The sequence below is a fragment of the Thermoanaerobaculia bacterium genome, assembly GCA_018057705.1.
Taxonomy (GTDB): Bacteria; Acidobacteriota; Thermoanaerobaculia; order Multivoradales; family JAGPDF01; genus JAGPDF01.
On the sequence record JAGPDF010000068.1, the window covers coordinates 4,743 to 15,027 of the forward strand.

At 69.7% G+C, this 10,285-nt stretch carries 13 protein-coding genes; 2 read left to right on the top strand and 11 right to left on the bottom strand.

The window, feature by feature from the left end:
• Both KBI44_16855 and KBI44_16860 read left to right on the top strand, forming a co-directional pair.
• On the top strand, positions 1-356 hold a 356-nt coding region (locus KBI44_16855), incomplete at its 5' end, for a prolyl oligopeptidase family serine peptidase (protein ID MBP9146148.1).
• Complete coding sequence (locus KBI44_16860) at positions 353-793, top strand: dual specificity protein phosphatase family protein (protein ID MBP9146149.1); 441 nt, start codon at positions 353-355, stop codon at positions 791-793. The genes KBI44_16855 and KBI44_16860, both read left to right, overlap by 4 nt.
• 7 nt (positions 794-800) lie before the next feature.
• On the opposite strand, the gene KBI44_16865 is transcribed toward KBI44_16860, so the two are convergent.
• The 11 genes from KBI44_16865 to KBI44_16915 all read right to left on the bottom strand — a co-directional run.
• The gene (locus tag KBI44_16865; protein ID MBP9146150.1) at positions 801-1,958 is read right to left on the bottom strand and encodes a hypothetical protein; all 1,158 of its coding nucleotides are present in this window, start codon (positions 1,956-1,958) and stop codon (positions 801-803) included.
• Between the two features lie 161 nt (positions 1,959-2,119).
• Positions 2,120-3,250 carry a serine/threonine protein kinase gene (locus KBI44_16870; protein MBP9146151.1) on the bottom strand — a complete coding sequence of 377 codons (1,131 nt, stop codon included), beginning with the start codon at positions 3,248-3,250 and terminating at the stop codon, positions 2,120-2,122.
• A complete protein-coding gene (locus KBI44_16875) occupies positions 3,247-3,921 on the bottom strand; it encodes a sigma-70 family RNA polymerase sigma factor (GenBank protein ID MBP9146152.1) in 675 nt (224 codons plus the stop codon). The genes KBI44_16870 and KBI44_16875 overlap by 4 nt, the downstream gene beginning before the upstream one ends.
• A 125-nt stretch (positions 3,922-4,046) precedes the next feature.
• A complete protein-coding gene (gene fabF, locus KBI44_16880) occupies positions 4,047-5,291 on the bottom strand; it encodes a beta-ketoacyl-ACP synthase II (GenBank protein MBP9146153.1) in 1,245 nt (414 codons plus the stop codon).
• A gap of 77 nt (positions 5,292-5,368) precedes the next feature.
• The gene (locus tag KBI44_16885; GenBank protein ID MBP9146154.1) at positions 5,369-5,611 is read right to left on the bottom strand and encodes an acyl carrier protein; all 243 of its coding nucleotides are present in this window, start codon (positions 5,609-5,611) and stop codon (positions 5,369-5,371) included.
• 85 nt (positions 5,612-5,696) lie between these two features.
• Positions 5,697-6,440 (bottom strand): 3-oxoacyl-[acyl-carrier-protein] reductase, encoded by a 744-nt coding sequence (gene fabG, locus KBI44_16890; GenBank protein ID MBP9146155.1) that lies wholly within the window; start codon positions 6,438-6,440, stop codon positions 5,697-5,699.
• Positions 6,441-6,450: 10 nt separating this feature from the next.
• A complete protein-coding gene (gene fabD, locus KBI44_16895) occupies positions 6,451-7,419 on the bottom strand; it encodes an ACP S-malonyltransferase (GenBank protein ID MBP9146156.1) in 969 nt (322 codons plus the stop codon).
• A gap of 20 nt (positions 7,420-7,439) precedes the next feature.
• Positions 7,440-8,507: a phosphate acyltransferase PlsX gene (gene plsX / locus KBI44_16900; protein MBP9146157.1), complete on the bottom strand. Its 1,068-nt coding sequence runs from the start codon at positions 8,505-8,507 to the stop codon at positions 7,440-7,442.
• A 25-nt stretch (positions 8,508-8,532) separates the two neighbouring features.
• Complete coding sequence (rpmF, locus tag KBI44_16905; GenBank protein MBP9146158.1) at positions 8,533-8,718, bottom strand: 50S ribosomal protein L32; 186 nt, start codon at positions 8,716-8,718, stop codon at positions 8,533-8,535.
• A gap of 71 nt (positions 8,719-8,789) precedes the next feature.
• Entirely contained in the window at positions 8,790-9,326 is a 537-nt protein-coding gene (locus KBI44_16910) for a DUF177 domain-containing protein (GenBank protein MBP9146159.1), read from the bottom strand.
• Positions 9,327-9,359: 33 nt separating this feature from the next.
• Positions 9,360-10,285: hypothetical protein (locus KBI44_16915; protein ID MBP9146160.1), on the bottom strand; the 926-nt coding region annotated here is incomplete at its 5' end.

Sequence of the window (10,285 nt, forward strand, 5' to 3'; positions counted from 1 at the left end):
ATCCGGACGGCTACAAGAGCGGTTCGGCGCTGAGCGCCGCGACCCGGCTAGGGGACGCCCTGCTGATCGTGCACGGCACCGGAGACGACAACGTCCATCCGCAGAACTCGATCGCTCTCATGGACAAGCTCGTCGCCGCCGGCATCCCGTTCGAGGACGCCCTCTACCCACGAGAAAAACACACTTTCAAGTCGGCGGCGTCGAAGCACTTCCACCTTCGCATGACCGAGTTCTTCGACCGCCATCTGCAGCCCGGGCCATCGGCGGCATCGGCGCCAGCGGCGCCACCTGCGCCAGCGGCGCCAGCCGATCGCGGATCCGGGATCACAGGACCCGCCGCTGGAGAGGCGCAATGAACTTGAGGACGGCTCTCGACTTCAACCTGTTCCCGGTGGACGACGAAGGCCGGCTCTACATCTCACCGGCGATCCGCGACTGGAGCCATCTCGAGCCCGCCGGCGTGCGCGTCGTGATCGACCTCGAGGGCGGGATCGACCACGGCGTGCCGGTGCTGCCCAACCACACGCTCTATCTCTACTTTCCGATCTTCGACGAGGACCTGCCCGACATCGAGCGCCTGCACGGCATCGCGCAGCTCGGCGCGCGCCTCGTGCGTTCGGGGCAACCGGTGCTCTCGCACTGCGGCGCCGGTTTCAACCGTTCGGCGCTGGTCGCCGGTCTCATCCTCGTCGAGCTCGGCTGGTCGGGCGCCGAAGCCCTGCAGCGCCTGCGTGAACGCCGGCCCGGAGCGCTCTTCAACGAGACCTTCGCCGCCTACCTGGGCTCGCGCTGAGGCCAGGTCAGAAGCGCAGCCAGGCCGCCGCCGGCTCACCGTTCGGCAGCTGGTCGGCCGGCACCGATTCCACTTCGCCGCCGCGCGCGAGGGTGGCTAAAATGGCGCGCTCGAAGAGATCTTCGTCGCCGGGCGCCGGCAAAGCGCGATCTTCGATCAGCCCGCGTTGCTCGTCGAACTTTCCCCAGCGCTCCAGCCGCTCCCCGAGCAGCAGATGTGCCACCCTCCCCGCCTCGGCAGCCGGAAGTACCCGGGCCAGCCCGCTCGCCAGTGTCGGCCGCCCGCCGGAGGCCGAGTCGCGCAGCCGCCGCGCCCGCTCGCGCGCCCGCCACTCGGTCGCCACCGGCAGCGCCCGGTGCCAGAGCTCTTCGTCGGAGAGTCGGTCGGGGCTGCCGGCGACGCAACGGTCCACCAGCCGGCCGTCGCGCAGAGCCGCGGTCACCAGCGGCAGATAGTCCTCGATCGCCGCGAGGACGATCGGGGCGGAAGGCTCCGGCAGGAGCGGCGCCAGAGCCTCCCAGAGACGGCGGAAGTGGTGCTCGAGATCCCGATCGCGCCGTGGGGTGGCGTTGCCCCCCTGGCCATGGACGATCGGACCGCGTCTGCCGAGCGCCGCCGGGGAGGCGCTGTGCATCTGGCGCTGCGAGAGATACTCATAGCCGGTCGCCTCGGCGAATCCGGTCGCGATCGTCTTCGGCAGCTCGAGCCGGCGGACGGCGAACGGCGCGCATTCGAGCAGCCGCACCTCGCGCTGCGAGACCGCCAGCACGTAGAAGTGCTCCGTCGCCTTCGAGAGCGGCAGCAGGGGCCGCAGGTGGAAGTGCGCTCCGACACGGGCCGACTCGTGCAGCGGGAACGGCGTCGGGACGAACTGGAAGAAGCCCGGAGCGGCGTAGTAGGCAAGCCCGTCGGACGAATCGGAGAGCGCATTCTCCATCCTGGCCGTGGCGTGCGCCGGTCCCAGCAACTCGTCGCGGACCGCCTGCGAGGCACCGGCCTCGGCGAGACGTGCTTCGGCCAGCCTCAGCGCCTGGCGCCAGCGAGTGAGGTTGGCGCGCTCCGCGATGCCACCGCGCGCCATCGGAACGAAGAGTGACAGATGCGGCCCCGTCCGCTTCTCGACGAGAGACTCCCACCACACACCAACCGTTTCGGCGACGTTCATCTTGCCTCCTCCGGCCGCTCATCCTCCACTGCGGCCAGGATTTCAAGGTAGGCCCCGCTTCGGGGCGGGGAAACACCCCGGCGGGTAGGCCGCCCATGGGCTCGCGCGAGGTCGATCGCGGCCGGCCTTCGGGTGACCGGTCCGCGGGTTGTCGCGCGGAGTCAGGCGGGAGCGGGGGCGCGCTCTGCGAGCCAGAGGGCGAGGGCGCCGGAGAAATCGGCGACACTGGCGTGGCGGTCCGCAGGAGAAGCGGCCAGAGCACGCCCTACGATGGCGCGCAACTCGCGGTCCCCCCAGGGCAGGCGCGGCACGGCCTCGCGCTCGAGCTCGCGCAGCACGCGCGAGATCGGCCTGCCGCCTCGGCGCAGCGGCCGCACCCCGGCGAGCAGCTCGAAGAGGATCACCGCCAGGCTGAACTGATCGGCGGCCGGTCCCGGGAGGCGCCCGAGGATCTGCTCCGGAGCCGCATAGTCGAGCGTGAAGAGCCAGACACCGCTCGCTGTCTCGCGGCCGTCGCCCGCTCCGTCGAGGAGCTTGGCGATCCCGAAGTCGAGCAGCTTCGGCCAGCCCGCGGCGTCGACGAGCACGTTGGCGGGTTTGAGGTCGCGATGCAGGATGTTCGCCGCGTGCGCCGCGGCGACCGCCTCGCAGAGCCGCAGAAAGAGCCGCAGGCGCTCGACCTCGGGCAGGTCGTTGTCGCGGACGTAGGTCGCGATGTCGATGCCATCGACCCATTCGAGCACCAGGTAGGGGCGGCCCTGCCCATCGCGCCCGGCGTCGAGCAGCCTGGAGATGGCCGGATGGTCGAGACTCGCGAGGATGTCGAGCTCCATCGCGAAGCGGCGCTCGATCTCGGTGCCGGAGTGCGCCGCGAGCAGCCTTTTGACCGCGACGCGCTGCCCGTCGCGGTCGGCCTCGAAGACCTCGCCGGCGCTCCCCTGCCCGACGCGCCGGCGGATCCGGCAGCCGCCGATGCGACGCGGCAGCGCCGCGGGCGCGATGACATCGCCGAGGGCGTCGCCGGCATCCGCGTCGCGGGCAGTATCGCCGGAGTCGGACTCGACCCGCGGCCCGCCGCCCTGGACCGCGGCGACGAGCAGCGCAGCGTCGAGGTCGAGCGCGCTCCTTTCGATGCCGTCGGCGGCGAGGAGCTCGGCGACGGCGTTGGCGAGCTCGAGATCGACCACGGCGATCTCCGTCAGACGGTGGAGGCGGGATTCGGAATCGAGGTCGACCAGCGCTTCGAAAGCCGACTCCACTTCCACCCAGCGACTACGGATCGCGAGACTCACGCGCCGAATCCCTGGCGCTCGAGCTCGACCTGCAGGAAAGCGCGCGCCTTGCGCCAGTCACGCCGGATGGTGCGCTGGGACTGCTCGCAGAGCTCGCCGATCTCGCTCTCGTTCAACCCGACGAAAAACCGCAACTCGACGATGCGGGCGAGCCGCGGCGAAAGCCGCTCGAGCTCCGCCAGCGCGACGTCGACTGCCAGCAGCTGCTCGGCCTGCCAGAGGGCCGGAGCCGCGATCTGCTCGTCGAGCGGCACCGCCTCGATGCCGCCGCCGCGCTTCTGCCGCCTCAGGTGCTCGGCGTGGCCGATGAGGATCTGGCGCATCGCCTTGGCGGCCAGCGCGAAGAAGTGCCCGCGGTCGACGAGCGCCAGTCGCTCGGCCCTCACAAGCTTGAGATAGGCCTCGTGCACGAGCGCGGTGGTGTCGAGCGCCACCGCCGAGCGACCGAAGCGCAACTGCGAACGCGCGAGTCGCTTGAGCTCGGTGTAGAGGCGATCGAAGATGGTGTCGAGGGCGCTCCGATCCCCCGCCCGCACCGCTGCGAGCAGGAGCGTGATCTCGCCGGCCGCTTTCTCCCTCGGAGCCACTGGCGACGCATGATAGACCCACGGAGCGCGAGCGGCGACGGCAGGATTCCACAGCGCGGGCGGATTCCAGGCGGCAACGGACATGCGCGACCCTCCGCAACAGTCCACCGTTCTGGCGGCAGGAACAGGACATGGCCCGAAAAGGCTCCCGGGCGCGGCCGGAAGCGGGCCGGGATGGCGGGGAGTCTGGCCCGGCGCGGGACGCCGGATCAGTCGGGGCGGCGCATGAGCAGAGCGCCGTTGGTGCCACCGAACCCGAACGAGTTCGTCAGTCCGATCTCGAGCTTCGCCGGGCGGGCCTTGTGCGGCACGAAGTCGAGATCGCAACCCTCGCCCGGCTCGTCCAGATTGAGCGTCGCCGGGAGAATCTGGTCGCGGATCGCGAGCGCCAGCAGGCCGCACTCGAGTCCGCCCGCCGCGCCCAGGAGGTGCCCGGTCGAGGACTTGGTCGAGGAGACCGCCAGCTTGTGAGCATGCTCGCCGAAGACCCGGTGAATCGCCTGCACCTCGGCGGCGTCGCCCAGGCCCGTGGAGGTGCCGTGGGCGTTGATGTAGTCGACCGATTCGGGAGGGAGTCCGGCGTCGGCGAGCGCGCTCTTCATCACCTGCGCGGCACCGCGACCTTCCGGGTGCGGCGCGGACATGTGGTACGCGTCGGCGCTCATGCCGTAGCCGACCAGCTCGGCGTAGACGGTGGCTCCCCGGGCGAGCGCGAGGTCGCGCTCCTCGAGCACCAGGATGCCGGCGCCCTCGCCCATGACGAAACCGTCGCGGTCCTTGTCCCACGGACGGGAGGCACGCTGCGGCTCGTCGTTGCGCAGGGAGAGCGCCCGCATCACGGTGAATCCTGCGACCGCGAGCGGCGTGATCACGGCCTCCGCCCCGCCGGTGATCATGGCGTCGGCGTAGCCGTGCTGGATCAGCCGGAAGGCGTCGCCCACCGCATGGAGGCCGGTGGTGCAGGCGGTCGCGGGGGCGCTGTTGGGTCCGCGCGCGCCGGTGAGAATCGATACCTGACCGGCGGCCAGATTGACGATCAGGCCGGGGATGAAGAACGGTGACACCCGGTCCGGTCCGCGCTCGAGCATGGTGGTGTGTGTACGCTCGATGAGCGGCAGGCCGCCGATCCCGGAGCCGATCACGACGCCGACGCGCTCGGCATTCGACTCATCGATCGTGAGGCCCGCGTCGGAGATCGCCATCTGGCTCGCGGCGAGGGCGAAATGGATGAAGGTGTCGCACTTCTTGACCTCCTTCTTCTCCATCCAGTCCTCGGCCGCGAATCCCTTGACCTCGCCCGCGATGCGGGCAGCATAGTTCGACGTGTCGAAACGGGTGATCGGCCCGATGCCGCTCTCGCCGGCCAGAAGCGACTTCCAGGTCGCTTCCGTACCGACGCCGAGTGGCGAAACGAGACCGACTCCCGTGACGACGACGCGTCGCCGTTGGTGCAGGGTTGAGTTGCCCAGATGCGTGCCCGCGATTTTGTCCGGAGTTGCGAAGAAAGAGGGATCGGCTGCGAAAGCAGCGATCAGTTCTTTTCCGCGGCGTGCTTCTCGATGTAGCTGACGGCTTCCTGGACCCGGCCGATCTTCTCCGCGTCCTCGTCCGGGATCTCGATCCCGAACTCCTCCTCGAACGCCATGACCAGCTCGACGATGTCGAGCGAGTCGGCGCCCAGATCCTCGGTGAAGCTCGCTTCGGACGTCACTTCGTCGGCTTCAACGCCGAGCTGCTCCACGATGATGCTCTTCACCTTCTCGGCAACGGACATGTCGAAAATTCCTCCATGGAAACTGAAATGCAGGGTGAATTTCTAGCACAACTTCGAGAAACGAGTCCAACTCCAGCGCTGTCTATCAGATATAGAGACCACCGGAGACGTTCAACACCTGTCCGGTGACGTAACCGGCCTCCTCGCTGGCGAGATACACCACCGCGTCGGCAATATCCTCCGACCTCCCCAGCCTGCCCAGCGGGATGCGAGTGAACATCTCGGCGCGCGTCGCCTCGGGCAGAGCCTCCGTCATCGCCGTCTCGATGAAGCCCGGCGCTACGACGTTCGCCGTGATGTTGCGGCTCGCGAGCTCGCGGGCCAGCGACTTGCTGAATCCGATCAGTCCGGCCTTGGCGGCGGCATAGTTCGCCTGGCCGGCGTTCCCCATCAAGCCGATCACCGACGAGACCGTGACGATTCTGCCCCACCGGCGGCGCATCATGCCACGCACGACCTCGCGTGTCACCGCGAAGGCGCCGGTGAGGTTGGTGTCGAGCACGCCGCGCCACTGCTCGAGACTCATGCGGGCGAGCAGGTTGTCGCCCGTGATGCCGGCGTTGTTGACCAGGATGTCGATGGTATCGAAGCCCTCGGGCAGCTCCTTGATGCGGTCGCCCACTTCCTCCGCCCGTGCGAGGTCGAGCGCCAGAGTGTGAGCTCTGCCGCCAGCGGCGACGATCTCCTCCTGCACCCGGCCGAGCTTGGCGAGATTGCGCGCCGCGAGCACGACGCCGGCGCCGCGTTCGGCGAGCCGCCTGGCAATCGCCTCGCCGATTCCCTGGGATGCGCCGGTGACCAGCGCCGTCCTGCCGTCCAATCGGAACATTGCGTTCTCCTCAGCCTTCCTGCGGTGCGGGCGCTTCGAGAAGGGCCGCGAGCGCCGCAGGCTCCTGAATCGAGACGGTCTCGACTCCGGGGACGATGCGCTTCACGAGTCCGGAGAGTACGCTCCCCGGGCCGACTTCGACGAATCGCCTCACTTCCATCTCGTCGTGCAAGAAGCGCACCGACTCCACCCACCGCACCGGGCCGTCGATCTGGCGTTCCAGCGCGTCCCGGAGGGCGTTCCCGGCGCTGCTCGGACGGGCGTCGATGTTGACCACCACCGGCAGGCGGGCCGGCGAGAAGACCGTCGCGGCAAGCCGCGGCGCGAGGCCGGCGCGCGCCGGGCCCATGAGCGCGCAGTGGAAAGGAGCGGAGACCGGCAAGGGCAGGGCACGCTTCGCTCCGCGCTCTCTGGCGAGCGCCATGGCACGCTCGACTGCCGCCTTGTGGCCGGCGATCACCGTCTGATCCGGCGAATTGTAGTTGGCGACGGAGCAGATCTCCCCGGCGGCCCCGTCTGGAGCGCTGGCGGCATCGGCGGCCACGGCGCGGACCGCGTCGGAGTCGAGCCCGAGGATCGCCGCCATCGCGCCGACGCCGACCGGAACGGCCTCCTGCATGAGCTCGCCGCGCCGCCGAACCAGGCGGACGGCATCGGCCAGGGTGAGCACCCCTGCAGCGACCAGCGCCGAGTACTCACCCAGGCTGTGTCCGGCGACGGCGTCGGGCACGAGACCGTGGCCGGCGAGCACCCGTTCGATCGCCACCGACGCGGTGAGAATCGCCGGCTGGGTGTTCGCGGTCAGCTGCAGTTGCGAGTCGGGACCCTCCCAGCAGAGCGCCGCGACATCGAAGCCGAGCGCTTCCGACGCTTCGTCGAAGACGGCGAGGGCGGCCGGAAAGGCCTCGGCCCACGCCCTGCCCATGCCGATCTTCTGCGAACCCTGTCCGGGAAAAAGAAACGCGGTCTTCGGTTGCAAGCAGTCTCTCCCGTCCGCAGTCAGCTCGCGGCGTTGGCGATCGGGGCCGGAGGCGCTGCGCCGGCTGCGGCGGCCAGGCGGGCCTCCGCGGCGTGCAACTCTTCGACCTTGTCGCGGATCTTGACGTGCAGCTCGGCGACGCCGAACTCGACCGCGCGCTGGATGGAGCTGCGGATCGCCTTGGCGTTCGAGCGTCCGTGCGCGATGAAGCAGCCGCCGGCGACGCCCAGGAGCGGCACGGCGCCATATTCGGCGTAGTCCGTGCGGCGTTTGAAAGCCAGGAACGCCGGGCGCGCCAGCCAGCCGCCGAAACGGGTGCGCGCCGTCCGCTGCAGCTCTTCGCGCATCATGGAGACGATCAGTTCCGCCATCGACTCGGCCGACTTCAGCAGCACGTTGCCGACGAATCCGTCGCAGACGACGACATCCGCCTCGCCGTTGAAGACATCGCGGCCCTCGACGTTGCCGATGAAGTTGAGACCCGTCGCCTTGAGCGACCGGAAGACCTCGCGGGTGAGGCCCGAGCCCTTGGCCTCCTCTTCGCCGATCGACAGCAGCCCGATCCGCGGCGTGGTGATGCCGATGACCTCCTGGGCATAGAAGTGGCCCATGACGGCGAACTGGCGCAGGTGCTCCGGCCGCGAGTCGACGTTCGCGCCGACATCGAGCACGACCGTCCTGCCGCGCGGGTTCGGGAAAACCGCTGCGAGCGCCGGCCGGTCCACTCCCGGGAGGGCTCCCAGGAAGAGCTTGGCCGCCACCATCGCGGCGCCCGTGTTGCCGGCACTGACCATGGCCTGGGCCTTCCCTTCACGCACCAGATCGGCGCAGACGACCAGCGAGGAGCGGCGCTTCTTGCGCACCACCGTCGGCGGGTCGTCCATCTCGATCCGTTCGTCGGCGTGGACGATCTCGATGCGGCCGCGGCCGGCGCCGAGCGTACCCAGGCGCTGGAGCTCACGCTCCAGCCGCTGGCTGTCGCCCACGAGGAGGATCGAAACGCCGTCCTTCGCTGCGCTTTCGAACGCTCCGCGCACCGCGGCGCGCGGCGCGAAGTCGCCTCCCATCGCGTCGACGGCGATGCGCATCTAGGTACTGGAGCTCGGTGGGACCTTAAGTGCGGGCCTGAACGTCGACCACGTCGCGTCCGCGATAGGTGCCGCAGGACGGGCAGACGCGATGCGGGAGCTTGCGCTCGCCGCACGTCGCACAGAGCGACGAAGCCGGCAGGGTGAGTGCGTCATGGGCGCGGCGCTTGTCGCGGCGGGCCTTGGAGTGGCGTCGTTTCGGATTCGGCATCTTCGCTTCCCCTGTTCAGATTTCTCTTCGGTCTATCAGTTACCGCTCGCGGAGCCGCGGTATCGGTGAAGTCAGCCGGCTCCGCCGGCTCGCGGTTCCTTCAAAATGGCGAGCGCCGCCCATCGCGGATCCACCCTCTCGAGCACACAGCTGCAGCGCCCGTCGTTCCAGTCCTGCCCGCACTGCGGACACAATCCTGCGCAATCCTCGCGGCAGAGCGGTTTCATCGGCAGGCTCAACTCTACCTGCTCGACGATCAGCGGGCGGCTCTCGAAGATGCCCCCCTCCACTTCGACCAGCCCGAGCTCCTGCGCCTCCAACTGCTCGTCCTCCGTCGCCTCGCGTTTGCGCGAGCGCTCCACGAGGACCAGATCGATCCGGCTCTCCACCGGCTGCTGCACCGGTCTCAGACAGCGGTTGCAGGCCACCGTCTGTTCGTACTTCAGGTCGGCGTGGAGCAGAAAATCCGGCGCCGTGAATGTCAGGCTGCCCTGGCAACGGATCGGGCTGATGTCGAGCAGCTCCAGATCGTGCCTTTCTTCCGCTTTGAGCTCGGTCGACTCCTGCCAGAAGAAGGGTTCGTAGCGGGCAGCATCCAGGCGGATCATCATCCCTCGTGCCCCCCAGAAAGCCGACGAAGACTAGCGGATTGAAGGCCCTTCGTCAATTTCTCCGTCCTCGGAAGGGGACAATGCCTCCCTTTCCGCTTCGGGGCCCGAAAACTGCGAGCAGAGCTTCACCCGCACTCCGTCCGGCTCGTGCCAGAGCTCGAAGGCGATCGCCGCACAGTCGTGGAAGGGCGCGAGGAGGCGCGCCGTGGCGGCGAGCCGCTCCAGCTCTGCCGGCGGGATCAGAGGCAACTTCTCGAGGTTCCGGACGAGGAGGCCGAGGGTCCGTGCGCTCGCCGCCGGCACGATCCGGCCGGCCCTGCCCAACCAGGCTCCCCGCCCGCCGGGGCGCGGCAGGTGGCGCTCGAACCAGGGCACCATCAGCAGGGCATCGCGGCGCGCGCTCTTCTGGGTGCCGCGAACCGACCAGCCGAGGCGATACGCCGGTTCACCGGCGCCGATGAGCTCGAGGATCGACTCCCCCGGCAGTTTGTAGCTTCGACCACCGCCGCGCTGCAGCACGGCGACGCGGGGTATCGCCCCCTCCGCCGCCTCCCAGAGGAGAAAGAGCCCCGGGCCGCCCACCGGCCCCCTGTCGGCGGAGCTCACCCAGAGTGCGACACCCGGGAAAGTCCAGTCCGCGGCCGCCTGCGCGCCCTCTGGCAGGGCCCCCGAGCGCATCTCGAGGCCGTCCGGACCGCGGGCGAGGACATACCGCCCCGCCGGCAAGGGCCCGAGCCCGGCGCGAAGCCTCATGTGCGCGATCGCCTCCGGCTCGCCCTCGCCGCCCTGCGGAGAACGGGGCTCCGGCAGGGCGGTTCCCGCCGGCAGTCCGCTCGCGACGATCCAGAGCGAGCCCTGCCACCGCACCTCGAACGCCTTGCCGCCCGACTCCACCCGACCGCCGGCCAGCCAGGGGTTGCCGGCCAGCCAGCCGGCCAAGCGGGCGACCCACCCGA

Bases quoted from the DNA above. Each gene is read 5' to 3' on its own strand.
- KBI44_16910 (MBP9146159.1), bottom strand. From the start codon at position 9,326: ATGATCCGCCTGGATGCTGCCCGCTACGAACCCTTCTTCTGGCAGGAG.
- KBI44_16860 (MBP9146149.1), top strand. From the start codon at position 353: ATGAACTTGAGGACGGCTCTCGACTTCAACCTGTTCCCGGTGGACGAC.
- plsX (MBP9146157.1), bottom strand. From the start codon at position 8,507: ATGCGCATCGCCGTCGACGCGATGGGAGGCGACTTCGCGCCGCGCGCC.
- fabG (MBP9146155.1), bottom strand. From the start codon at position 6,440: ATGTTCCGATTGGACGGCAGGACGGCGCTGGTCACCGGCGCATCCCAG.
- KBI44_16875 (MBP9146152.1), bottom strand. From the start codon at position 3,921: ATGTCCGTTGCCGCCTGGAATCCGCCCGCGCTGTGGAATCCTGCCGTC.
- rpmF (MBP9146158.1), bottom strand. From the start codon at position 8,718: ATGCCGAATCCGAAACGACGCCACTCCAAGGCCCGCCGCGACAAGCGC.
- KBI44_16865 (MBP9146150.1), bottom strand. From the start codon at position 1,958: ATGAACGTCGCCGAAACGGTTGGTGTGTGGTGGGAGTCTCTCGTCGAG.
- KBI44_16885 (MBP9146154.1), bottom strand. From the start codon at position 5,611: ATGTCCGTTGCCGAGAAGGTGAAGAGCATCATCGTGGAGCAGCTCGGC.